A 25,324-nucleotide genomic window follows, 5' to 3' on the forward strand; every position below is an offset into this window, starting at 1 on the left:
AAAGATCAGCGCAGGAACGAACCGCTTCCGTAGTCCTCGTCGAAGTCGTCGTCCGGCCGCCTGCGCTGGGGCGGTCGCGACGGGGCATGCCCGGGCGCCTGGCGCGGCGGCGCGGGCCGCGACGGCGGCTCGTAGTCGTCCTCGACGCGGTAGTCCATCTCCTGGACTCCCGTGCGCCGCGAGCGCACCTGGTCGTCCTGGTCTTCCTCGGGGGGTTCGGGGAACCGCGCCCTGAGCCGGCCGACGATGTGCTGTCCCGCGGAGTCGTCAGAGCCGACGGTGTCGGCGACCGCCCGCTCCATGAGCTCCGGGATGCGTGACTGGGCGACCCGCAGGGTGTGCATGATCTCGGAGGACAGCTGCGACATCGGGCGCGCGGAGGCGCTCTCGGCGATGTGGATCCCGGTCAGGATGCCGTTGGAGGCGACGGTGAGCTCGACGGTGCCGTCGCGGGAGGACTCGGTGACCGAGATCTGCTCGACCTGCTCGCTCATGCGGTTGAACTTCTCGGCACGTTCGGTGGCCCGTTCCTGCCACTCCCGGACCATGCGCTCGGTCGCGCTGGTGTCCCCGAACATGCCCCACGCTCTTCCGTCGTCGCGAACTCCGGTTGCGGCAGAGAACGCTACCAACCCGATCACCGATGCCCTGCGGCTTCCCCGAATTGGCGATGTATCCGTGGTCACCCCCGTTCGGAGCAACGCCGAGCGGGCGAAGCGAGAAACAACTCGCAGGACGGAGACGGAGAACGCGCCGGAGGTGGAGACGGGACACGCGGCGCGGCAACAACGACGAGCCACGGAGGCAGGAACGACGAACCTCGACGGCAGGAGCGGGGGACAACCGCGGGCGACACCACGAACACGCGGTCCGGCATCACCCGCGAGCGCGGCCGTGCCGGCTGCTCGCGCGAACGACGCCGGTTGCACCGGGCTTGGGTATGGTCCGGTCCCGTGAGGATGTCGCGGTCCAGTCCCGAGCTCGACCTGCACCTGGACTGGGACGGCCGCGCGGACAGCCGCGGGCTCGCGGCCGCGCTGCGCACGGCGATCCGCGCCGGAAGGCTCCCGGCGGGCAGCCGGGTCCCTTCGACGCGCGCCCTCGCCCAGGACTTCGGCATCGCGCGCGGCACGGTCACCCGCGCTTACGAACAACTCGTCGTCGAAGGGTTCCTGCTGTCCAGGCAGGGTGCGCCGACGACCGTGGCGGCCCGGTTGGGCGACCCGGACGAGGTTGAGGACGTGCCACCGACCGCGGACTCGTCGGTCCCGCACTGGGACTTCCGCCCCGGCAGGCCGAACCTGAGCGCGTTCCCGCGCCGCGACTGGCTCGCCGCAGGCAGGCGCGCCATGCGCGACGCCTCCCCCGGCGACCTCGACTACGGCGACGTCCAGGGACATCCCTCACTGCGGGAGGCGCTCGCCGACTACCTGGGCCGAGTGCGGGCGGTGGTGACCACACCGGACCGCATCGTCATATGCAACGGCTACAGCCAGGCGTTGTGGCTGCTCAGCAAGGCCCTTCAGGACATGGGCCGGGGCGCGATCGACTTCGAGGACCCGTCGCTGCCGCAGCTGCGCGCCATCCCGGCCAGCCTCGGGCTCACCGTGCGGGGCGTGCCCGTCGACGAAGGCGGCATCGACGTCTCGGCGCTGCGCGGCGACGCCGTGGTGGTCACGCCCGCGCACCAGTTCCCGCTCGGCACCACCATGGAGTCGGCCCGCCGCACCGAACTCGTGCGCGGCGCGAAGACCGGCGAGCGGCTGGTCGTCGAGGACGACTACGACGGCGAGTTCCGGTTCGACCGGCAGCCGGTCGGGTCGCTGCAGGGCATGGCGCCCAACCACGTCGCGTACGCGGGCACCGCGAGCAAGACGCTCGCGCCCGCGCTGCGGCTGGCCTGGCTGGTGCTGCCGCCGCACCTGGTGGAGCGGGTGCGGACGCACAAGCGCCACGGCGGACTGCACGCGCCGATGCTCGAACAGCTCACGCTGGCCGAGCTGATCCGCTCCGGTGCCTACGACCAGCACGTGCGCCGGTCGCGGGCGACCTACCGGTGGCGGCGGGAACGGCTGCTCGAAGCGCTCGACGGGCTGCGGCTGCGCCACTCGCCGTATCCGGCGGCCATCGATGCCGGTTTGCACCTGACCCTCCGGCTCGACCCGGAGGGGCCGACGGAGCAGGAGGTGCTGGCCAGGGCCCGGAAGCGCTCGGTCGACTTCGACCTGCTGGGACCGTGCTGGGCGACGCGGGGCGAGCATCCGAAGGGTGTGGTGATCGGATATGCCGCCCCGGCCGACGACGCCTTCCGGCCCGGGCTGGACGTGCTCATGGAGGTCCTGGACCGCTAGCCCGAACCCGCGGCGCGACGAACCACCGGTCGCAGCAGCGATCCCGGCGACGTCACACCGAGATCGCGGCGGTCATGCCGGGCGGCAGCACCGCCGCCCGGCATGACCGCCCCACCGGCACTGCCACTAGGACTCGTCCGTCGCGGCCGTCACCGGCGCGGGCTTGCCGAAGAACCGCAGGAGCCTGCGGTTGACGTCGGTGGCGTTGCCGGTGGGCACGCCGTGGTGGCTGACACCGGGCAGCACCCCGGTTTCCACGTGCGGCACGATCCGGCGGGCGCGGGCGATGAGCTTGCGGATGTCGTGGGCCTTGCTGTTCTCGGCGACCAGCACCAGCGTCGGCACCGACAGCTCGGCGGGCTTCGGGTTCGGCTTGATGACCACCTTCGCGCCGAGGAACGACGCCGCCAGCGCCTGGATCTCCAGGCACGCCGGGTCCATCGGCGCCCCGCCGGTCTCCCAGCGCAGGAAGTCGCGGGTCCGCTTCGCGTTCGGCCGCAGCATCGGGACGGCGCGCAGCAGGTAGGAGAGCTTCCAGCGGGCGAAGCACGCCGTCGGGTCCAGCAGCGCGAGCCGGTCCACTCTGGACGAGTGCAGCGCGTAGTGCAGCGCGATCCACGCCCCGTAGGAGTGCCCGCACATGCGGGCCTGGTCGACCTCCAGGTGGTCCAGCACCGCGTCGAGCCACGCCATCAAGTCGGCCAGCGCCGTGATCGGGCGGCCGTCGTGGACGCTGCGGCCGGCGTCGCCGATCTGGTCGACGGCGTAGACGCGGTGGCTGCGGCTGAGCTCCCCGACGTTGGCGAACCACACCATCGACGTCGTCCCGGCACCGTGCAGCAGGAACAGCGGCGGGCCGTCGCCGCACGCGTGGACCCGGGTGCTGCCGTAGGGCGTCGGGACGTCGAGCGCCTCCACGTCGTCGGGCCACCGGGCGAGTACCGAGTCGTACACCGCGGAGAAAGCGGCCTCGCATTCTGCTGTCGGGAACGCCATGACTCACCTCGATCATCGGTGCTCTCGCTGATGGATAGTACGGCCGGGAGCGCGATGATCAGGGATTTCCGCATGCGGGTCGGACGTGGGCGCCGGTCCGCGCCTGTTGAACGCGTTCCCTGGCGGCACCACCATCGGGGACGCCCAGTATCTTGACTCGCCGCGACCACCGGATCAGGGAACACCTGTTCTATTCTGAGCCGCGCCGGTGACATCGAGGGAGAAACGTTGAGCGAACAGGAAACAGGTCAGGAGCAGACCGCGGGGACCGAGCAGTCGCAGGACGCCGCCGAGGCCACCTCGACGGCGTCCTCCGCCGAGGCCGGCTCGGAGTCGAGCCAGGCTCCGGCGACCGAGGCCGCCGACTCCGCGCCGAAGAAGCCGCGTGCCCGCAAGCAGAGCACCGCCAAGAAGACCCGCACGGTCGAGCTGACGCTGACGGTGACCGGCACCGCCGAAGGTGAGTGGCAGGCCGACCTGATGCACCAGGGCAAGCGCGTCGTGCAGGGCCTGCAGGTGCCGGCCGCCGCGGTGTCCAAGGCCGCCGCCGAGCTGCACTCGGAGATCTCCGAGGCGATCGACGGCGTGATCAGCGCTGCCCGCGAACAGCACGAGGCCAAGCTCGCCGAGCTGGAGGCCGAGGTCGAGCGGGTCCGCAAGGCCCTGGCCGAGCTCGAGGGCTGACCCAGCAACAAAAAGGCCCGTGGGGCCTTCCGGTCGCGGACGCCGGGAGGCCCCACGGGCTTTTTCACCGCCGGACAGGGGTTCGGGCGACCTGGCCGCGGTCCCCGGAACGCCGAAGGGCCCCTGTCCGGAGGAGTCGGACAGGGGCCCTGAGGCTCGTGGCCTGATCCCGGGCAGGCCCGGGATCAGGCCGTGACGTCAACTTCAGCGGTAGTCGCGGCCGAAGTCGTAGTCGTCCAGCGGAACCGCGGCACCGGTGCCGGTACCGAAGACATCCGGGGTGTAGTAGCCGTCGTCGTAGGACGGGATCGCGTAGGCCGCGGCCCGCGCCTCCTCCGTCGGCTGCACCTGGATGTTGCGGTAGCGGTTGATGCCCGTACCGGCCGGGATCAGCTTGCCGATGATCACGTTCTCCTTCAGGCCGACCAGCTTGTCGCTCGCGCCCTCGATCGCGGCGTTGGTGAGGATCCTGGTCGTCTCCTGGAAGGAGGCCGCCGACAGCCACGACTCGGTGGCCAGCGACGCCTTGGTGATGCCCATCAGCACCGGACGGCCGGACGCCGGGTCGCCGCCCTCGGCCACCACGCGCCGGTTCTCGCCCTCGAACTGCGAGCGCTCGACCGGCGAGCCGGGCAGGAACTCGGTCGCACCGGAGTCGATGATGATGACCCGCCGCAGCATCTGCCGGACGATCACCTCGACGTGCTTGTCGTGGATGCCCACACCCTGCGAGCGGTAGACCTCCTGGACCTCGCGGACCAGGTGGAGCTGCGCCTCGCGGGGGCCCATGACCCGCAGCACCTCGTGCGGGTCGACCGCACCTTCCAGCAACTGCTGGCCGACGTCGACGTGGTCGCCGTCGGTGATCTGCCGCTCGGTGCCGTCGACCGAGATCGCCGCGAGCCGCTGCCGCTTGGACAGCTTGTCGTAGACGATCTCCTCGCTGCCGTCGTCCGGGATGATCGTGATCTTCCAGTACCGGTCGTTGTCCTCCATCCGGATCCGGCCGGGGGCGTCGGCGATCGGCGCCTTGCCCTTCGGGACCCGGGCTTCGAACAGCTCCTGCACACGCGGCAGACCGGTGGTGATGTCGTCACCGGCGACACCGCCCTGGTGGAAGGTACGCATCGTCAGCTGCGTGCCCGGCTCACCGATCGACTGGGCGGCGACGATGCCGACGGCCTCGCCGACGTCCACCAGCTTGCCGGTGGCCATCGAACGGCCGTAGCAGACCGCGCAGACGCCGACGCCGGACTCGCAGGTCAGGACGCTGCGGACCTTGACCTTGGTGACACCGGCGGCGAGCAGCTTCTCGATCGCCGGGTCGCCCAGGTCCGAACCGCGGGCCAGCACCACGTTGCCGTCGGAGTCGGTGACGTCCTCGGCGGTGGTCCGGGCGTAGACGCTGGTCTCCACGTGCGCGTCGCGCAGCAGCTTGCCGTCGGGCAGCTTCTCCGCGATCGGCATCCGGATGCCGCGCTCGGTGCCGCAGTCGGTCTCGCGGACGATGACGTCCTGCGAGACGTCCACCAGACGACGGGTCAGGTAACCCGAGTCGGCGGTCCGCAGCGCGGTGTCGGCCAGACCCTTGCGGGCACCGTGGTTGGAGATGAAGTACTCCAGCACCGACAGGCCCTCGCGGAAGTTCGCCTTGATCGGGCGCGGGATGTACTCACCCTTCGGGTTCGACACCAGACCACGCATACCGGCCAGCTGGACGACCTGGGTCATGTTACCGGCGGCCCCGGACTTGACGATCATGCTGATCGAGTTGTCCTCGGGGAAGTTCGCCTCCATGGCCTCGGCGACCTCGTCCTTGGCCGCCGTCCAGACCTTGACCAGCTCGGCGTTGCGCTCCTGGTACGACAGCGCACCGCGGCGGTAGCGCTTCTCGACCTGGTCGGCCTTGGCCTCGTAGCCGTCGAGGATCTCGGTCTTGTTCGGCGGCACGACCACGTCGGAGATCGACACGGTCACACCGGAACGGGTGGCCCAGTGGAAACCGGCGTCCTTGAGCTTGTCCAGCGTCTGGGCGACGGTGACCATCGGGTACCGCTCGGCGAGGTCGTTGACGATCGCCGCCTGCCGCTTCTTCGGCAGCAGGTCGTTGACGAACGGGTAGTCCTCGGGCAGCAGTTCGTTGAACCACACCCGGCCCAGGGTCGTCTCGGCCAGCCAGGGCTGACCGGGCTCCCAGTCCTCCGGGCGCTGCTCGGCGTTGGGCACCAGGTCGCGGACCCGGATCTTGACCTTGGCCTGCAGGTCCAGCCCGCCGCGGTCGAAGGCCATGATCGCCTCGCCGACCGAGGAGAAGGACTGGCCCTCGCCCTTGGCGCCGTCCAGCTGACGGGTCAGGTGGTACAGGCCGGTGACCATGTCCAGACGCGGCATCGCCAGCGGCCGGCCGGAGGCCGGCGACAGGATGTTGTTGCTGGACAGCATCAGGATGCGGGCCTCGGCCTGCGCCTCGGCCGACAGCGGCAGGTGCACCGCCATCTGGTCACCGTCGAAGTCGGCGTTGAAGGCCTCGCAGACCAGCGGGTGCAGCTGGATCGCCTTGCCCTCGACCAGCTGCGGCTCGAAGGCCTGGATGCCCAGGCGGTGCAGCGTCGGAGCACGGTTGAGCAGCACCGGGTGCTCGGCGATGACCTCTTCCAGCACGTCCCACACCTGGGGGCGCTGGCGCTCCACCATCCGCTTGGCGGACTTGATGTTCTGCGCGTGGTTGAGGTCGACCAGCCGCTTCATGACGAACGGCTTGAACAGCTCGACCGCCATCTCCTTCGGCAGGCCGCACTGGTGCAGCTTGAGCTGCGGGCCGACGACGATGACCGAACGGCCGGAGTAGTCGACGCGCTTGCCCAGCAGGTTCTGGCGGAACCGGCCCTGCTTGCCCTTGAGCAGGTCGGACAGCGACTTCAGCGGCCGGTTGCCCGGGCCGGTCACCGGACGCCCGCGACGGCCGTTGTCGAACAGCGCGTCGACGGACTCCTGCAGCATCCGCTTCTCGTTGTTGACGATGATCTCGGGCGCGCCGAGGTCGATCAGCCTCTTGAGGCGGTTGTTGCGGTTGATGACCCGGCGGTACAGGTCGTTGAGGTCGGAGGTCGCGAAGCGGCCACCGTCGAGCTGCACCATCGGACGCAGGTCCGGCGGGATGACCGGCACGCAGTTGAGCACCATGCCGCTCGGGTTGTTGCCGGTGGCCTGGAACGCCGCGACGACCTTCAGCCGCTTGAGCGCGCGCAGCTTCTTCTGGCCCTTGCCCGAGCGGATCGTCTCGCGCAGCTGGTCGGCCTCGGCGTTGATGTCGAAGTCCTGCAGCAGCGCCTGGATGGACTCCGCGCCCATGCCGCCGGTGAAGTACTCGCCGAAGCGGTCGTAGAGCTCGCGGTAGAGCAGCTCGTCGGCGATGAGCTGGCGGGGCTCCAGCTTGGTGAAGGTCTCCCAGATCTCGTCGAGCTTGTCGAGCTCGCGCTGCGCGCGGTCGCGCAGCTGGCGCATCTCGCGCTCGCCGCCCTCCTTGACCTTGCGGCGGACGTCGCTCTTGGCGCCCTCCTGCTCCAGCTCGGCCAGGTCGGCTTCCAGCTTCTGGGCGCGGGCCTCGAGGTCCGCGTCGCGCTGGTCGGCGATCTGCTTGCGCTCGACACCGATCTCGGCCTCGAGGGTCGACATCTCGTTGTGCCGCATCTCGGTGTTCACCGAGGTGATCACGTAGGCGGCGAAGTAGATGATCTTCTCGAGGTCCTTCGGGGCCAAGTCGAGCAGGTAGCCCAGCCGGCTCGGGACGCCCTTGAAGTACCAGATGTGGGTCACCGAGGCGGCGAGCTCGATGTGGCCCATCCGCTCACGGCGCACCTTGGCGCGGGTGACCTCGACACCGCAGCGCTCGCAGATGATGCCCTTGAAGCGCACCCGCTTGTACTTGCCGCAGTAGCATTCCCAGTCGCGGGTCGGACCGAAGATCTTCTCGCAGAAGAGCCCGTCCTTCTCCGGCTTCAGGGTGCGGTAGTTGATCGTTTCGGGCTTCTTGACCTCGCCGTACGACCACTGGCGGATGTCGTCGGCCGTGGCGAGGCCGATGCGGAGTTCATCGAAGAAGTTGACGTCAAGCACGTCGGGTCTTCTCCCTTTGTCGGAAGGTGCTGCCGGCGGGCGGCAGCAGGTGCCAGGTTGGGTCGGACGCCGGTCCGCGCAGTTCGGCTACGCGGACCGGCGGCGAGGTCATTGGACGACGTCGTCCACGGAGGGCGACTCGTTGCGGGACAGGTTGATGCCGAGGTTGGCCGCGGCACGCTCCAGGTCCTCGTCGTCACCGTCGCGCATCTCGATCGCGGCACCGTCGCTGGAGAGCACCTCGACGTTCAGGCACAGCGACTGCAGCTCCTTGAGCAACACCTTGAACGACTCCGGGATGCCCGGCTCGGGGATGTTCTCGCCCTTGACGATCGCCTCGTAGACCTTGACGCGGCCGACCACGTCGTCGGACTTGATCGTCAGCAGCTCCTGCAGCGTGTACGCGGCGCCGTAGGCCTGCATGGCCCAGCACTCCATCTCACCGAAGCGCTGGCCACCGAACTGCGCCTTACCACCCAGCGGCTGCTGGGTGATCATCGAGTACGGACCGGTCGACCGGGCGTGGATCTTGTCGTCCACCAGGTGCGACAGCTTGAGGATGTACATGTACCCGACAGCCACCGGGTACGGGTACGGCTCGCCGCTGCGCCCGTCGAACAGCTGGGCCTTGCCGTTGGCCTTGACCATCCGCTCGCCGTCGCGGTTGGGCTTGGTCGAGGCCAGCAACCCGGTGATCTCCTCCTCGCGGGCACCGTCGAAGACGGGGCTCGCGGTGTTGGTGCCGGGATCGACGTCGTAGAGCTCCTCGGGCAGGCGCTTGGCCCACTCGGGGTCGCCGTCGATCGACCAGCCCTGGGAGGCGATCCACCCGAGGTGGGTCTCCAGGATCTGGCCGATGTTCATCCGTCGCGGCACACCGTGGGTGTTGAGGATGATGTCGACCGGGGTGCCGTCCTCGGTGAACGGCATGTCCTCGGCGGGGAGGATCTTGCCGATGACGCCCTTGTTGCCGTGGCGGCCGGCGAGCTTGTCGCCGTCCTGGATCTTGCGCTTCTGCGCGACGTAGACCCGCACCAGCTCGTTGACGCCCGGGGGCAGCTCGTCGTCGTCCTCGCGGTTGAACACGCGGACGCCGATGACCTTGCCGGTCTCGCCGTGCGGCACCTTCAGCGAGGTGTCGCGCACCTCGCGGGCCTTCTCGCCGAAGATCGCCCGCAGCAGCCGCTCCTCCGGGGTCAGCTCGGTCTCGCCCTTCGGGGTGACCTTGCCGACCAGGATGTCGCCGCCCTGGACCTCGGCGCCGATGCGGATGATGCCGCGCTCGTCGAGGTCGGCCAGCACGTCCTCGGAGACGTTCGGGATGTCCCGGGTGATCTCCTCGGCGCCCAGCTTGGTGTCGCGGGCGTCGACCTCGTGCTCCTCGATGTGGATCGAGGTGAGCACGTCGTCCTGCACCAGGCGCTGGGACAGGATGATCGCGTCCTCGTAGTTGTGCCCCTCCCACGGCATGATGGCCACGCGCAGGTTCTTGCCCAGCGCCATCTCACCGTTCTGGGTGCACGGACCGTCGGCGATGACCTGCCCGGCCTCGACCCGGTCGCCCTCGTTGACGATCGGCTTCTGGTTGGTGCAGGTGCCGTGGTTGGACCGGCTGAACTTCTGCAGGCGGTAGGTCCGGCGGGTGCCGTCGTCGGCCATGACCGTGATGTAGTCGGCGCACAGCTCCTCGATGACACCGGCCTTCTCGGCGGTGACCACGTCACCGGCGTCGACCGCGGCGCGCAGCTCCATGCCGGTGCCGACCAGCGGGGCCTCGCTGCGCAGCAGCGGCACCGCCTGGCGCTGCATGTTCGCACCCATCAGGGCGCGGTTGGCGTCGTCGTGCTCCAGGAACGGGATCATCGCGGTCGCGGCGGAGACCATCTGCCGCGGCGAGACGTCCATGTAGTCGATCTCGGTCGGAGCCAGCAGCTCGACCTCGCCGCCCTTCCGCCTGCCCAGCACCCGATCGGCGAGGAAGTTGCCCTCGTCGTCGATCGGGGTGTTGGCCTGGGCCTTGACGAAGCGGTCCTCCTCGTCGGCGGTCAGGTAGTCGATCTGGTCGGTGACCCGGCCGTCGACGACCTTGCGGTACGGCGTCTCGATGAAGCCGAACGGGTTGACCCGCGCGAAGGTCGCCAGCGAGCCGATCAGACCGATGTTCGGGCCTTCCGGCGTCTCGATCGGGCACATCCGGCCGTAGTGCGACGGGTGCACGTCGCGGACCTCCATGCCCGCGCGCTCACGGGACAGACCGCCCGGGCCGAGCGCGGAGAGCCGGCGCTTGTGCGTCAGGCCCGCGATCGGGTTGGTCTGGTCCATGAACTGCGAGAGCTGCGAGGTGCCGAAGAACTCCTTGATCGCGGCCACCACGGGGCGGATGTTGATCAGGGTCTGCGGCGTGATCGCCTCGACGTCCTGGGTGGTCATCCGCTCGCGGACGACCCGCTCCATGCGGGAGAGGCCGACCCGGACCTGGTTCTGGATCAGCTCGCCCACCGTGCGCAGGCGGCGGTTGCCGAAGTGGTCGATGTCGTCGACCTCGACCGGGATGGTCGCGTCGCCGCCCTGGCCGCGGTCGGGCATCTCGGCCTCGCCCGCGTGCAGGCGGACCAGGTACTCGATCGTGGTGACGATGTCCTCTTCGGTCAGCACGCCCGACTCGAACGGCAGGTCGAGGCCGAGCTTCTTGTTGACCTTGTAGCGGCCGACCCGGGCCAGGTCGTAGCGCTTCTCCTTGAAGAACAGGTTCTCCAGGAGGGTCTGCGCGCTCTCCTTGGTCGGCGGCTCGCCCGGGCGCAGCTTGCGGTAGATGTCCAGCAGCGCCTCGTCCTGGCCGGCGGTGTGGTCCTTCTCCAGGGTCGCCATCAGCGTCTCGGAGAAGCCGAAGCGCTCGCGGATGGCCTCGGCGGTCCAGCCCAGGGCCTTGAGCAGCACGGTGACCGGCTGGCGGCGCTTGCGGTCGATGCGGACGCCGACGGTGTCGCGCTTGTCGACGTCGAACTCCAGCCACGCACCGCGACTGGGGATGATCTTGACGCTGTAGACGTCCTTGTCGGTGGTCTTGTCGACGGACTGGTCGAAGTAGACACCGGGCGAACGCACGAGCTGGGAGACCACGACCCGCTCGGTGCCGTTGATGATGAAGGTGCCCTTGTCGGTCATGACCGGGAAGTCACCCATGAACACCGTCTGGCTCTTGATCTCGCCGGTGGTGTGGTTGGTGAACTCCGCCGTGACGAACAGCGGGGCCGCGTAGGTCATGTCCTTGTCCTTGCACTCCTCGACGGAGGCCTTGACCTCGTCGAAGCGTGGGTCGGAGAAAGACAGCGACATCGATCCGGAGAAGTCCTCGATGGGGGAGATCTCGCTCAGGACCTCTTCGAGGCCGCCCACGGGGTTCTCGTCGCCGGCGTCGACCCGGCGCTGGAACCAGGTCTCGTCACCGACGAGCCATTCGAAGGACTGGACCTGCAGATCGAGCAGATCGGGTACTTCCAACGGCTCGCGGATGTTGGCGAACGAGACCCGCTTGGGTGCCCCAGGGATCCCCGACATCATGTTGGAAGCTGCAGAGACCTTGGTCGCGCGGGAGACTGCCAAGATGCGTCCTTCCGGGACTCTGAACTGGCTACAGTCGCATCAGAAAGCGAAGAGGTCCGGCGGCTCGACTGCCGACCCCGGCCCGCTAACACGGCTGTCAAGGGTGCAATGGCGCCCACGATCCTACGACCCCCATGCGGGGTAGACGGAAAGAGGGCAGCGCAAAGTAGCAGTCTAGCCGGAATGACGCCAGCTCTCAAGGGGGACCCGCCGACGGCGATCCAGCCCCGTGTCGACGACCAGAGTGAACCCGAGCGGGCCCGCAGTCAAGAGATCACGCTTCGATCACCCTCGTGGCGCAAGACACGATCACCGCACGTGATCAAGTTCAGCGACATCTTGGCTGGTCAGGGCACTACCCGGCGGTAGCTTCAGACGCTGTTCAGTTTGCTGCGACACGCCCGGAACGGGCGCGCGGGAACCCGCCCGCGGGCGCGGCGGCCCCGCGACGGGGATCACAACGCGCGCGGCGTCCAGCGTATTCCCCATTCGCCACGTTCGCCCCGCAGGGCCGCAATTTCCCAAAAACGCACCGTTCGGTCACCATTCGTGTTCATCTCAACACGTGGGGTTCGGGCTCGTTCCGGAAACGATTCACCGGTATTCGATCTTGGTAATCCGGCGCGAAGCGAGGCATTCGATCTTGCGTTCGCAGAGCGAACGCGTGCACGGATGCCGGTCACGGGATGCGCCTGCGGCCGCGCGCGGCTCCGTACGACGTCGGAGCGGGCCTCGGCGGGCATCCGGCGGGACAGGACGCGCGGTCCGCTCGGATCCCGCCTCGCGAGACGGATCGTCCAACTGGCGGTACCCACTACGACGATGTCCGGGACGCTTGTTGCGACCCCGGCCGATCCGGACGCCGATCCGACGAGGCGCGCGTGGTGGTGGCCGCGACCTGGTAGGAAGGCTGGCGGCGGACATGATCTGGCCGCCGCCGGCGACGAGGCCGGGCCGGGCCCCGCGCAGTCGCGTGTGGTCCGAACGGGCTACTCGCCACAAGCGAACGCCAGTAACGTGAAACGACCTCGCCACGCCAGCGGCTGGCACGCGCGCGAGAACCCCACGGGAGAAAAGGCCGATGACGGACGATGCAGACCGGCAGAGCGACAGGTTTCGCGGGCTGCAGCGCTGGGCAGGCGGGCACACCGGATCGCAGAGCGGGACCGACTCCGGTTCCACCTGGTTCTCGAACCCATCCACCGGTCCGCAGCAGCCGCCCCCGCAGGCCGCGCAGCAGCCGCCCGAGCAGCCCAGGACGCCCGAGCAGCGCTACGCCGCGGCCATCGCCGAGATGAACCGCATCGTCGCGACGCTGGACTTCGATGCGCTGCCATGGGTCACCGACGTCTTCCGCACCACCGCGAGCGCACTGCACAAGAGCGATCCGGCGCGTGCGGGCGTGCTCAACAACCTGGGAAGCGCGGCCCAGCTCACCCACCTGCGCACCGGTGACCGCGCCGACCTCGAGGACGCCGTGGCCTACTACCGCTCGGCCACGTCGACCGCCCGCGACGACGACCCCGACCTGGTGCTCTACCGCTGCAACCTCGCGCTGGCGCTGGCCGACCAGGCCGGCCGCAGCGGCGACGCCGAGGGCGCCGCCGAGAGCATCCGGGTGGCACGCGAGGCGGTCGAGCAGACCCCGCGCCGCGACCAGCGCCGGGGCATGGCGCTGGTGCGCCTCGGCAACGCGCTCAAGCTGCACGCCCGGCTGGCCGGCGACCCGAAGTCCGACGACGAGTCGATCAACGTCTTCCGCGAGGCGGTCCGCAGCAGCGCGGGCGGCGAGTCCGCTCCGGAGCTGCTGATCAACCTCGGCTCGGCGCTGCTGCGCCGCTACGAGCGGGCCGGGGCGATCGAGGACCTGGACGAGGGCATCACGCACCTGAGCACCGGCGCCGGGGCGATGGCCGACAGCGACCCGCGCCGCACCGCGCTGTGCCACCTGGCCAACGCGCAGCGGCTGCGGTTCCAGCACAACGGCGACCTGGCCGACCTCAACGCCGCGATCAACGAGCTGATCGGCGTGCTCGGGGTGCTCGACGCGAGCCACCCGCTGCTGGGCAAGGCGATCTGGAACCTCGCCGCGACCGTCATCGAGCACGTCGACTGCACCGGTGAGCCCAGCCAGCTGCGCCGGGTGCTGCGGCCGATCACCCCGGCGGTGCGCGGCATCTCGGGCGACGACCCGGACCGCGCGGTCGCGCTCGCCGGCTACGGGGCCCTGCTGCGCAGGCACTTCCTGCACGGAGCCGAGGCGCCGGTGATCGACGCCGCGGTCACCGCCTGCGAGGCCGCCGCGGACGCGGCCGGGGACTCGGCCAAGCGCTACGCGGTGCTCAACTCGCTGGCCACGACGCTGGTGACCCGCTACGAGCACAGCCCGGACCTGGCCGACCTGGACCGCGCCGAGGAGGTCGCGCGGGAGGCCGCCGAGCTCGCGCCGCAGGAGAGCAGGCCGCAGCACACCGCGCTGACGCTGCTCGGGCTGGTCACCATGCACCGCTTCCGCCAGACCTCCCGGACCCGCGACCTGGAGGCCGCCGTCGACCACTTCGACCGGGCGCTGTCGGCGATGCCCGAGGACGCGCCCGCGCGGGCGGCCGTCGCCACGCACCTGGGCCGGGCGCTGCAGACGCTGCACCAGCGTTCGGGCCGCCGCAAGCTCTACCGATGGGCGAGGCGGATCCTCACCGAGGCGGCGGCGCAGGCCACCGCGCCCGCCGACCAGCGGCTTCGCGCGGCCAGCCTGTGCGGCCGGCTCGCCGCGCAGGCGCAGCGCTGGGCCGAGGCGCTGGAGTCCTTCAGCATGGCGCTGGAGCTGCTGCCGCTGGTCACCCGGGGCAAGCGGGTGGTCGCCTCACCCGGCATCCAGCAGCGCTGGGCGTTGATCACCGCGGACGCGGCGGCGTGCGCGCTGGAGAACGGCGAACCCGAGCGCGCGGTGGAGCTGCTGGAGCACGGCCGGTCGGCGGTCCTGGCCGACTTCCTGCCCACCGGTGGCGAGCTGGGCGAGTTGCACCGCCACCACCCCGACCTGGCCGACGAGGCGGTGCGGCTGCGCAGGCTGCTGGACCGGCCGGACGAGGAGCCCGCGCTGGCCGGCCTGGTCGACGCCGACCTGGGCAGGCTCACCACCGCGTGGGCGGCGCTGGTCGACGAGGTGCGCGCGATCCCCGGCCACGAGAACCACCTGCGGCCGCTGCCCTTCGGCGAGCTCGCGCAGGCGGCCGACGAGGGCGCGGTGGTGCTGGTCAACCTCAGCCGCTACCGCTCCGACGCGCTGATCGTCTTCGGCGGGCGGGTGCTGACCGTGCCGCTGTCCAAGGCGACGCCGGACTTCGCCGCGACGCAGGCGGCCAACGCCCTGGCCGCGGTCCAGGACCAGGACCCCGAGCCGCTGGCCGAGGCCCTGGACTGGCTGTGGCAGAACATCACGCGCCCGGTCCTGGACCGGATGGGCTACCTGGGCTCGCCCGGCGCGGGCCAGCGCTGGCCGCGGATGTGGTGGAACGTGATGGGCGCGGCGGCGTTCCTGCCGGTGCACGCCGCCACCGGGCGCTCCGGCGACAGCGCGCTGGATCGCGTGATCTCCTCCTACACCCCGACGCTGAGCTGCCTGATCCGCGCCAAGCGGCGTCCGCACCCCGAAGGCGGCAAGCCGCTGCTGGCAGCGGGCTCGGCCGAGCAGGTCGGCCGCGAGCTGCCTCGGCAGAACCAGGTGCTGGCGCGGTACTGGCCGACCGCTGCTGTGGTGTCGACGGAGAGCACCAGCCCCACCGACCTGCTCCGGCTGCTGCCGCAGCACCCGTGGCTGCACGTGTGCGAGCCGAGCACGCAGTACCCGTCGCAGCCCGCGGCGGGACTGGTCCTGGATCGGGAGGCGCCGCACCGCCCGCTGGGCGTGGTCGAGATCGGCCAGCTCCCGCTCGAGCAGGCCGAGTTCTGCTTCCTGGGCCAGTGCGCGAGTGCGGCCGACACCCCGTCGGCGGCGGCGGTGTCGCTGGCGGCGACGCTGGCCTTCACCGGGTTCACCCACGTCGTCGGGACGCTGTGGGAGGTCGACGAGGACAGCGCCGTGGAGGCGGTCGCCGACGTCTACGAGACCGCGTTCGGGCAGGACGCGACGGCCACCGACCACTGCGCCCACGCCCTGCACGACAGCGCTCGCCGGCTGCGCGAGTACTACCCGGACTCGCCCGACCGCTGGGCCGGTCACGTGCACGTCGGCCCCTGATCGCACCCGCGATGGCCCGGTGCGGCGGGCACCGGGCCGTCACGTCAGCGCTGCGTGATCTTGTTGATCTTCCAGCGGTCGCCGTGCTTCTCCACGCCGACCACGATCTGCGCCGGACCGACGTTGGTCTGCCCGCTGTCGGTGCGCACGGCCTGCTGGTCGACGAACAGCAGCACCTCGGCGCGGTCGCCCTGCAGCCGGGTGACCCCGCTGGCCTTGACGGTGGTGGTGACGACCAGCTTCTGCAGCGGCGCCTGCTGCTTGACGGTGGCGAACAGCCGGTTGTACTCGTCGACCGCCTGGCCGGTGAGGACCTCGTTGGCGGCCCGCTCGGTCTTGGCGGTGTCGGCGAAGTCGTAGGAGAAGACCTTCGCCACGGCGTCGGTCACCTGGCCGTTGATCTCGCTGGTCGCCGGGCCGTCGGTCAGCGCGTCGTTGGCGGCGGGCCCGGTCTCCTGCAACGACCGCACCTGCAACCCGAAGAACAGCGCGACGACGGCGAACACGGCGGTCGCGACCAGCAGTGCGGTGATGAGCACGCGGTTGCCGCGGTTGGTGCCTTCTTCGTGCGGACGCGGGATGGCCTCCGTCCGCGGCTCGTGGCGCACCCGCTCGGTCACCGGCTCCTGCGCGGCGCGCTCGGCCTTCTCCTCGGTAGGCCGGGTGTCGGCGGACTGCGCGTCAGCCGACTCGACTTCCTCAGACGCATCGTCGGACGCGGCGTCGTCGGGCTCGACATCGTCGGGCTCGGCGGACCGCACCGGCGCGACGCCGACCACGCCGTTCTCCACGACGACTTCCTGCGCGGACTCAGCCGGCTCCGCCTGCTCGGTCGGCTCGGTCGACTCGGGGGCTTCTGCCGTCCCGGTCGACTCCGGTTCTACGGCCGTCCCGGTCGGCTCGACGCGCTCAGGCGTCTCCTCGACCTCCACGGCGGACCGCCCACCGGTGCCGGTCCTGCCGTTCTCGGTGGCGCGCCTGCGGAGCCCGGCGACGCGGGGGCGGGCTCGGGGGCTTGCGGGCTGGCGGGGATTGGGCACTGGGTCACTCCTAGAACTGCGGTGGCACGCGCCGCGCGCGTCAGCCGACCGCCACGGTGCCGAGGTTGCTGAGCTTCCACCGGTCGCCGTCGCGGGCCAGCTCGGCCTGGTAGCGGTTGCGCTTGACCGCGGGGGGCTGGTTCTCCGGCGCGACCGTGACCTCCACGACCGCGATCATCCGCGCCTTGCCCGCCTGCGGGTCGAGCTCGGTGAGCGCGGCGTCGAGCACCTTGCCGTCGGTCACCGTCCTGGCCTCGGAGATCTTGGCGGCGTTGGCCTGGCGGCCGGCCTGGATCTGGTCGCGCAGCGGACCGGTCGAGCTGTCCACCCACAGGTCCAGGCCGTGCTGGACGTCGCGGAAGTCGAGCGTGTTGAAGTTGACCACCGCCTGCCTGCCCGCCTCCAGCGCGGCGTCGCGCTCGCGGGCGGCCTCCAGCGAGCCGCTGTTCGCCACGCTCGCCCACGACACGCCGAAGAACCCCGCCGAGATGACGGACACGGCGAGCGCGGCCGACGCCGCGACCACCCCCCACCGGGGGTTGCGCCGCGGATTCTCGATGACCATCGCTCCTCCTCTCGGTTGCTTGCGGTTCGTCGGCGTCCTACTGCCCCGGCGCGTTCTGCGCGCCGCGCACCGAGGTGTCGCTGCCCGGCGGCTCGGCGCAGTACGCCTGGGTGTTCAGCGGCACCGGCGTCATGTCGTTGCCCGGCCGCCGCTGCGTGGACTCGTAACCGGCGGTGCAGGGTAGCGGGTCGAAAACGTTGAGCACCAGGCCGAAGTGGGCCCGGCCGTCACCGGGCATCACCGAGTTGCTGGCGGTGACCACGGCCGGGTAGAGCGTCATGAGCTGCTCGACGCCGTCCACGTGGGCCGAGATCAGCTGCGAGGTGCTGGTCAGGTTCGCCAGCAGCGGCCCGAGCTGGTCGTTCTCCCGGATCAGGCCGCTGACCTGCGCGGCAGCCGGGGGTGCGTGCTGGATCACCGAGCGCAGGTCGCCGTCGGAGCGCTGCAACTGCTCGGAGAGCAGCCGCAGGTCCTGGCTGAAGGAGCGGATCGACGAACCCTGCTCGTTCTGCGTCGCCAGCACCGTCTTGCCGTCGGCCAGCAGCTGCTTGGTCTGCGGCAGGTGCTGCTGCGCGGCGGTCGTGAACTCGCGGGTGGTGTCGATGACGCGCTGGAGGTTGCCGCCGTTGTCCCGGAAGGCGGTGCCGAGCTCGTTGACGACGGTGCGCAGCGAATCGGTCGGCACCGACTTGGAGAACGAGTCCAGGTTGGTCATCAGGTGCTCGACCGGCAGCGGCGTCTGGGTCCGCTCCTGGGCGATCACCGAGCCGTCCCGCAGGTAGGGACCGCGGTCGGTCCTGGGCCGCAGGTCGACGTACTGCTCGCCGACCGCCGAGCGCAGCGCGACGACCGCCTCCACGTCGGCGGGGATGCGCGTGCCGGAGTCGATGTCCAGCGGCACCTCCACGCCGTCGTGGGTCAGCCGCATGGTGCCGACCCGCCCGACGGGAACGCCGCGGTAGGTCACCTCGGCGTTGTCGAAGACGCCACCGGTGTCGGCCAGCTGCATCGTCACGACATAGCCGCGCGAGCCGAACAGCCGGTCCAGCCCGGCGTAGCGGGCGCTGGTGTAGCCGACGCCGACCAGGGCGATGGCGAGGAACGCGACGATCTGGAGCCGTACCTTCCGCGAGATCATCTGTCTCCTCCACCGAAGAGGTTCTCCCACCAGCTACCGGACTCCTTCTCGGGTTCCGGTCGCGGCTGGGGCTGGGTGGTCGGGCTCGACTCCGGGGCGGGCTGCTCCGGCGCGAGACCTGGCAGCGGCAGCGGCGGCAACCCGTTCGGCGGGTGGATCAGCGGCTGCCTGCTGCGGCCGAGGTTGTCCAGGATGTTGCTCAGGTTGAGGTCGACGTTGACGTAGAGGTTGGTGTAGTCGCTGCCCTTGATGCCTTCCACGGCGTTGTCCGGGAACGGGAAGGTGAGCAGCACCTCCAGCGACTTGGGCAGGTCCTCGCCGGCCGCCGCCAGCTCGCGCAGCGTCGGCGCGAGCTGGTTGACGTTGTGCACCAGGTCGTCCTTGCTCTGGTTCACCACGTTCGTGGCGACACCGCTGAGCTTGTCCAACGACTGGAGCATGGTGACCAGCTGCCCGCGCTGCTCGTTGAGGACCCGGAGTCCGGGCTCGATGTCGCGCAGGGCGGTGTCGATGTTGCCGCGCTGGGCGTTGAGGCTGGCGCTGAGCCGGTTGACGCTGTCCAGCGCTCGCGTGATGTCGTCGCGCTGGGCGTCCAGCCCCGCCACCAGCTGGTCCACGTTGGACAGCAGGCTGCGCACGTCGGACTCGCGGCCCTCCAGCGCGGCGTTGAGCTCCTTGGTGATGTTCTGCAGCTGCGCGACGCCGCCGCCGTTGAGGAGCATGGACATCGCGCCCAGCACCTCTTCGACCTCGGGGTTGCGGCTGGTGCGCGCCAAGTCGATCACGTCGCCGTCGACCAGCCTGCCCACCGGCTGCACCGGTTCGGCGGGCTGACCGAGCTCGACGTACTTCTCACCGAGCAGGCTGGACTGGCGCAGCCGGGCGGTGGCGTTGGCCGGCAGCTTCACGTCGCCGTTGACCAGCACCGTCACCTCGGCCTGCCAGGAGTCCGCGGCCAGCCCGATCTCCGAGACGCGGCCGACCGGCACGTCGTTGACCCGCACCCCGGCGTTGGGCACCAGGTCCAGCACGTCCTGGAAGCGCACCTTCACCGTGTAGGGGTCGCTGCCGACGTCGGCGCCGCCGGGCAGCGGCATGCTGTCGACGCCGCGGAAACCGCAGCCGCTGATCAGCACGAGCGCCGCCGCGCCCAGCGCGGCCAGCCGCACCACCGCGGACCGCCGCAGTGTGCCTCTTCTGCGCGCCATCACCGGCCACCTCCCTGCGACTGGTCGACGAGCGGCAGCGGCAGCGGCAGCGGCGGGAGCTGGCCCTGCTGCAGGGAGTTGATGGCCTGCGCCGGTGTGGGCAGCGGTGCCACGCCGTCGATGACCGGTTGCAGCGACTTGCAGGCGTCGGCCAGCGGCAGCGGCACGTCCTGGCGGCCCGACTGCTGCAGGAGCTTGCAGACCGACACCAGCGGCGGCTGGTTCAGCTCGTTGATGTTCGCCCGGGTGTCGAGCGTGCCCGACGCGCCGTTGTAGGCGTTGTTGAGGTTGCTCAGCGCCAGCGGTGCGTTGTTCAGCGACTCGTCGAGCGCGGCCTTCTGCTTCACCAGCACCTGCGCGACGCCGTTGAGCTGGTCCACGTTGGACTTGAGGTTCGCCCGGTTGTCGCGCACGAAGCCCTCGACCTTGCCCAGCGCGACCGCGAGCTCGGCCATCGCCGCGGCGAAGTCCCCGCGCTCGGCGGCCAGGAAGGAGCTGACCTGCTGCATCTGGGTGTTGAACCGCCGGACCTGCTCGTCGTTGGCCGCCAGCATGGAGGTGAAGCGCTGGAGGTTGTCGACGGTTCCGAAGAATTCCTCGCTGTTGCCCGACATCGTCGTGCCCAGCTCGCCGAGGTGTCGGATGGAGTCGGCCAGCGCCTTGCCGTTGCCGTCCAGGTTGGCCGCACCGGTGTTGAGCAGCTCGGTCAGCGCCCCGTCGGCGTTGGCGCCCTGCGGTCCGAGCGCCGTGGTCAGCTGGTTGAGGCTGCGGTAGACCTGGTCGAGCTCGACCGGTGTCGCGGTCCGCTCGCTCGGGATGACCGCGCCGTCCTCCATCGTCGGGCCGCCCCGGTAGACCGGCGCGAGCTGCACGTAGCGGTCGCTGACGACGCTGGGCGAGACCAGCACGGCGCCCGCGTCGGCGGGGACGTCGACGTCGCGGTCCAGCGACATGTCCACGCGCACCGTCTTGCCGTTGGGCCTGACCTCGTCGACGGTGCCGACCGCGACGCCCAGTATCCGGACGTCGCCGCCCGGGTAGACGCCGACGGCGGCGTCGAAGTAGGCGGTGATCCGGCGCTCGCTGCCGCTGAACAGCCACCACACGCCTGCGGTGGCGGCCAGCGCGAGCACGCAGGCCACGGCCAGCATCCGGGTCAGCGGGGGTTTCCTCATGGCTGGCAGCCCTTCTGGTTGACCGGGCCGACGGCGGGCGGCAGCAGACCGCAGATGTAGGTGTCGAACCAGCGGCCGTTGCCGAGCACGTTGGAGAACAGCCGGGTGAACGGCGCGAACCTCGCCAGGCTCGCGTCGAGGTTGTCCTGGTTGCGCTGGAGCAGCTTGGTCACCCGGTCGAGCTGCTCCAGGGTCGGGCCGAGCTGCGCGGCGTTGTCGTCGACCAGCCCGCTCAGCTGCGCCGACAGCTCGCGGGTGCCGTCCAGCAGCGACGCGATCGACTCCCGCCGGTGGCGGATCTCCTCCAGCAGCAGGTTGCCGTCGGCCAGCAGCCTCTCGAACTCGGCGTTGCGGTCGGCGACCGTTTTCGACACGTTGCTGGTGTTGGTCAGCAGCTGTTCGAGCTGCTCGTCGCGCGAGGCGATGGTCCGCGACAGCGCCGACAGGCCGTTGAGCGCGCCGGTGACCTCGTCGGGCGTGCCGGAGAAGGTGTCGGACATGACCCGGAAGCTGTCGGCGAGCTGCTTGGTGTCGATCTGGCCGACGGTGTTGGACAGGTCGCTGAACGCCTCGATGACGTCGTAGGGCGACATCGTGCGCTGCACCGGGATCGGGTCCGATGTGGACATCTCCTGGCTGCCCTGCGGATCCAGCGCGAGGTACTTCTGGCCGAGCAGCGTCTTGATCTTGATGGCGGCGGTGGTGTGGTCGCCGAGCCAGGCGTCCTTGACGCGGAACGACACCGTCACGTGGTCGCCGTCGAGCTCGACGTCGCTGACCGAGCCGACCTTCACCCCGGCCACCCGCACCTCGGCGTCGGGCTTGATGCCCGCCGCCTCGGTGAAGTGCGCCTGGTAGGTCTTGCCGCCCACGAACGGCAGGCTCTCGAAGTTCATCGCGAGGACGACCGCCAGCACCAGCACCAGGATGCCGGCGATGCCGATCTTGAGCGGGTCGCGCTGCTGGAAGGAGCTCATCGCTGACACCTCGGCTGGGTAACCGGCTGGAGCGGCAACGGCAGGTTGAGGTCACCGACCCCGACCGTGCCCTGCGCCTGGCACATGTAGAAGTTGAACCACGATCCGTGGGTCGCGGTGCGGCCGATCGTCTCCAGCTTGCCGGGCATGTTCTTCAGCCAGTGGTCGGTGAGCTGCTCGTGGTCGTTGAGGTTCTTCGACAGGTCGCCCAGCGACGCGATGTCCTGCTGGAGGCCGGGACGTGCCTCGGACAGCAGCCCGGCGGTGGTGTTGGTGAGCCCGTCCATCGCGGTGACCGCGTCGCCGATCGAGTCGCGGTCGGCGGCCAGACCGGACACCACCTGCTGCAACTGCACGATCAGCCCGGAGAGCTGCTCGTCGCGTGCGTTGACCGTCTCCAGCGTGCCGTTGAGGTTGTTGATGACCTCACCGATCACCTGGTCCTTCGACGCGATCGTCGAGGTCAGCGACGCGGTGTGGGCCAAGAGGCTTTCGACCGTGCCGCCCTCGCCCTGCAGGACCTGGATGATCTCGAAGGACAGCTTGTTGACGTCCTGCGGCGAGAGCGCCTGGAACAGCGGCTTGAAACCGCCGAGCAGCACGGTCAGATCCAGCGCGGGACGGGTGCGCTCCAGCGGGATCGTGCCGCCCGCGGGCAGGTAGCGCCCGGGGGAACCGGCGCCCTGCTCCAGCGAGATGTAGCGCTGGCCAACCAGGTTCCGGTACTTGACGGTGGCCGTCACCGACTCCGGCAGCCTGCGGTCGGTGACGGTGAACCGCACCTCGGCGACCCTGCGGTCGACCACGGCGATGTCCTGCACCTCGCCGACCTTGACCCCGGCGATGCGCACCTCGTCGCCCTCGTTGAGCGCGGTGACGTCGGTGAACCGCGCGGTGTAGGTCTCGGCCGAACGCAGGTCGTTGTTGGCGATGGTGAGCACCAGAATCCCGGTGGCCAGCACCGTGACCAGCACGAACACCAGGAACTTCACCAGCGGCCCTGTGATGCTGCGACCGTTCACCGGTAACTCACCTCCGCACCGCGCAGCACCGGCCCGCCCAGCAGCGAACCCCAGCCCGGCACCTGAGCGGGCGCAACGCCCATCGACGGCGCCAGCAGCGCGGAGATGAAGTCGCGCTCCATCGGGGAGTTCACCATCCCGAGGCCGCCCGCCGACTGCGGCGAAGTGCTCGCCGGTGCGTTGCCCGCGGGCAGGTACTGCTCGCCCATCGACGGCGGCAGCAGCCCGCCGTCGACCGGCCGGGACGCCGGCGGCGGCACCGAACCGTCCTCGAACGGCCCGTCCGGCGGGTACTCCGGCACCGGGTCCGGCAGCGGCTCGATGTCGTAGCAGCGCGGGCCGCGCTTGTCGGCGAACTCCGGCTCGTCCTGGTTGGGGACGTACTTGCCGCGGTTGGCCACCACCTCGAGCGTGATGTGCAGGCCGGGCTCGGAGGTCCCCTCGCCGAACGCCTTGCGCACGGTCGGCACGAACTCGTGCATCTGGTTGAGGAAGCAGGTGTACTCCGGCGAGTACTTGGCGAGCACGTCCAGCGTCGGCCGCTGGGCCTCGCCGAGCCGGATCAGGTTCTTGCCGTTGTCCTGGAAGAACCGCGTCGCGTCCTGCGAGGTCGTGGTGAGCTGCGAGGTCAGCGCCGAGAGGTCGTCCTTCTGCTCGACCAGGGTCCGGGAGGTGGTGGACAGGTTCTCCAGCGCCTCCAGCACGTCCGGCGCGGCGTCCTCGTAGGTCTCGGCGACCCCGACCAGTTCGCGCAGGTTCTCCCGCAGGTCCGGCACCGACGGGTTCAGGCCGTCCAGGTAGGTGTTGAGCTGCGACAGCGTCTCGCCCAGCGGCCTGCCCCGGCCTTCCAGCGCCTGGCTCAGCGAGTTCAGCGTCACCGCCAGCTCGTCGGGGTGCACCGCCTGCAGCACCGGCATCGTGTCGGCCAGCACGGTCTCCAGCTCGACCGCCGCGCTGCTGCGGTCCTGCTCGATCACGTCGCCCGAGGCCAGCACGGCGCCGGAGGAGTTCTCGGGCACCTCCAGGGAGACGTAGCGCTCGCCGAACAGCGTCCGCGGCAGCAACCGCGCCGACACGTTCGCAGGCAGCCTGCTCGCCTTGTCGGGCTCCAGCGCCAGGTGCAGCTTCGCGCCGTCGGCGGTCGGCTCGATCTCCCTGACCCGCCCGACGATCATGCCGCGCACCTTCACGTCCGAGTCGGCCATGAGCTGGTTGCCCACCGACGCGGTGTGCAGCACGACGTCCACGCTCGAGGTGAACGCGCGCTGGTAGGTGGCCACCGTCAGGCTCAGGAACAGCACGATGGTCATCAGGAAGGCGACGCCCAGCAGGCGGCGCCGCAACGTCGTCATCGCCCCTCTGGTGCTCATCCGGTGATCCGAACCGTCGTCGTGGTGCCCCAGATCGCGAGGCTGAGGAAGAAGTCCAGCAGCGCGGTGGTCACGATCGCGGTCCGCACCGCGCGCCCCACCGCGACGCCGACCCCGGCGGGGCCGCCGCTGGCCCGGTAGCCGTAGTAGCAGTGCGTCATGATCACCACCACGCTGAAGACCAGGACCTTCCCGAAGGACCACAGCACGTCCTCGGGAGGCAGGAACAGGTTGAAGTAGTGGTCGTAGGTGCCCGCCGACTGCCCGTAGACGTGCACCGTCACCAACCGGGCCGCCAGGTAGGAGGTCAGCAGCCCCAGCACGTAGAGCGGCACCACCGCGACGAAGCCCGCCACCACCCGCGTCGTCACCAGGTACGGCAGGCTCGGCACGCCCATCGTCTCCAGCGCGTCGATCTCGTCGGAGATCCGCATCGCGCCGAGCTGCGCGGTGAACCCGGAGCCGACCGTGGCCGACAGCGCCAGCCCGGCCACCAGCGGCGCGATCTCGCGGGTGTTGAAGTAGGCCGACACGAACCCGGCGAACGCCGAGGTGCCGATCTGGTTCAGCGCCGCGTAGCCCTGCAGGCCGACCACGGTGCCGGTGAACAGGGTCATGCCGACCATCACGCCGACCGTGCCGCCGATGACCGCCAGCGCACCGCTGCCGAAGCTCACCTCGGCCAGCAGCCGCATCGTCTCCTTGACGTAGCGCGTGACCGCCTTCGGGATCCACGCCAGCGTCCGCAGGTAGAACGACATCTGGTCGCCGAGGTCGTCGAGGAACTCCAGCGGCCTGCGAACCATCCGGCGCGCCCGCCGGGAAACCGTCACCATCCG

At 70.3% G+C, this 25,324-nt stretch carries 16 protein-coding genes; 3 read left to right on the forward strand and 13 right to left on the reverse strand.

Annotated features, from left to right (window positions below; translation table 11 throughout):
- Positions 1-5: 5 nt before the first annotated feature.
- A complete protein-coding gene (locus SACE_RS32990; protein ID WP_009944116.1) occupies positions 6-578 on the reverse strand; it encodes a YbaB/EbfC family nucleoid-associated protein in 573 nt (190 codons plus the stop codon).
- Between the two features lie 381 nt (positions 579-959).
- On the opposite strand from SACE_RS32990, the gene pdxR reads away from it, so the two are divergent.
- Complete coding sequence (pdxR, locus tag SACE_RS32995; RefSeq protein ID WP_009944114.1) at positions 960-2,351, forward strand: MocR-like pyridoxine biosynthesis transcription factor PdxR; 1,392 nt, start codon at positions 960-962, stop codon at positions 2,349-2,351.
- Positions 2,352-2,477: 126 nt separating this feature from the next.
- Here the strand turns inward: pdxR and SACE_RS33000 are convergent, their stop codons facing one another.
- Positions 2,478-3,347: an alpha/beta fold hydrolase gene (locus SACE_RS33000; protein ID WP_009944113.1), complete on the reverse strand. Its 870-nt coding sequence runs from the start codon at positions 3,345-3,347 to the stop codon at positions 2,478-2,480.
- Between the two features lie 228 nt (positions 3,348-3,575).
- On the opposite strand from SACE_RS33000, the gene SACE_RS33005 reads away from it, so the two are divergent.
- The gene (locus tag SACE_RS33005; RefSeq protein ID WP_009944112.1) at positions 3,576-4,031 is read left to right on the forward strand and encodes a DUF6319 family protein; all 456 of its coding nucleotides are present in this window, start codon (positions 3,576-3,578) and stop codon (positions 4,029-4,031) included.
- Positions 4,032-4,235: 204 nt separating this feature from the next.
- On the opposite strand, the gene SACE_RS33010 is transcribed toward SACE_RS33005, so the two are convergent.
- Together SACE_RS33010 and rpoB are read right to left on the reverse strand one after the other, a co-directional pair.
- Positions 4,236-8,147, reverse strand: coding sequence for a DNA-directed RNA polymerase subunit beta' (locus tag SACE_RS33010; protein WP_009944110.1), 3,912 nt, complete (start codon positions 8,145-8,147; stop codon positions 4,236-4,238).
- Between the two features lie 108 nt (positions 8,148-8,255).
- Positions 8,256-11,750, reverse strand: coding sequence for a DNA-directed RNA polymerase subunit beta (gene rpoB, locus SACE_RS33015; protein ID WP_011875176.1), 3,495 nt, complete (start codon positions 11,748-11,750; stop codon positions 8,256-8,258).
- 1,081 nt (positions 11,751-12,831) lie between these two features.
- Here rpoB and SACE_RS33020 point away from each other — a divergent pair.
- Positions 12,832-15,990 (forward strand): CHAT domain-containing protein, encoded by a 3,159-nt coding sequence (locus SACE_RS33020; protein WP_009944107.1) that lies wholly within the window; start codon positions 12,832-12,834, stop codon positions 15,988-15,990.
- Between the two features lie 44 nt (positions 15,991-16,034).
- Here the strand turns inward: SACE_RS33020 and SACE_RS33025 are convergent, their stop codons facing one another.
- From SACE_RS33025 to SACE_RS33065, 9 genes are read right to left on the reverse strand one after another with little or no spacing between them, the layout of a single operon-like run.
- Entirely contained in the window at positions 16,035-17,030 is a 996-nt protein-coding gene (locus SACE_RS33025) for a hypothetical protein (protein ID WP_011875177.1), read from the reverse strand.
- A gap of 40 nt (positions 17,031-17,070) precedes the next feature.
- Positions 17,071-17,595 carry a hypothetical protein gene (locus SACE_RS33030; protein WP_009944105.1) on the reverse strand — a complete coding sequence of 175 codons (525 nt, stop codon included), beginning with the start codon at positions 17,593-17,595 and terminating at the stop codon, positions 17,071-17,073.
- A 37-nt stretch (positions 17,596-17,632) separates the two neighbouring features.
- Positions 17,633-18,733, reverse strand: a complete 1,101-nt coding sequence (locus SACE_RS33035; RefSeq protein ID WP_009944103.1) for an MCE family protein — start codon at positions 18,731-18,733, stop codon at positions 17,633-17,635.
- Positions 18,730-19,941: an MCE family protein gene (locus SACE_RS33040; protein WP_011875178.1), complete on the reverse strand. Its 1,212-nt coding sequence runs from the start codon at positions 19,939-19,941 to the stop codon at positions 18,730-18,732. The genes SACE_RS33035 and SACE_RS33040 overlap by 4 nt, the downstream gene beginning before the upstream one ends.
- Positions 19,941-21,092 carry an MCE family protein gene (locus tag SACE_RS33045; RefSeq protein ID WP_009944101.1) on the reverse strand — a complete coding sequence of 384 codons (1,152 nt, stop codon included), beginning with the start codon at positions 21,090-21,092 and terminating at the stop codon, positions 19,941-19,943. Before SACE_RS33045 ends, SACE_RS33040 begins: the two co-directional genes overlap by 1 nt.
- Positions 21,093-21,112: 20 nt before the next feature.
- Complete coding sequence (locus SACE_RS33050; protein ID WP_011875179.1) at positions 21,113-22,093, reverse strand: MCE family protein; 981 nt, start codon at positions 22,091-22,093, stop codon at positions 21,113-21,115.
- On the reverse strand, positions 22,090-23,115 hold the full coding sequence (locus tag SACE_RS33055; RefSeq protein WP_009944097.1) for an MCE family protein: 1,026 nt from the start codon (positions 23,113-23,115) through the stop codon (positions 22,090-22,092). Before SACE_RS33055 ends, SACE_RS33050 begins: the two co-directional genes overlap by 4 nt.
- The gene (locus SACE_RS33060) at positions 23,112-24,485 is read right to left on the reverse strand and encodes an MCE family protein (protein ID WP_011875180.1); all 1,374 of its coding nucleotides are present in this window, start codon (positions 24,483-24,485) and stop codon (positions 23,112-23,114) included. The genes SACE_RS33055 and SACE_RS33060 overlap by 4 nt, the downstream gene beginning before the upstream one ends.
- Positions 24,482-25,321, reverse strand: a complete 840-nt coding sequence (locus SACE_RS33065; RefSeq protein WP_009944094.1) for an MlaE family ABC transporter permease — start codon at positions 25,319-25,321, stop codon at positions 24,482-24,484. Before SACE_RS33065 ends, SACE_RS33060 begins: the two co-directional genes overlap by 4 nt.
- Positions 25,322-25,324 lie beyond the last annotated feature (3 nt).

Source organism: Saccharopolyspora erythraea NRRL 2338 (assembly GCF_000062885.1).
Classification (GTDB): Bacteria; Actinomycetota; Actinomycetes; order Mycobacteriales; family Pseudonocardiaceae; genus Saccharopolyspora_D; species Saccharopolyspora_D erythraea.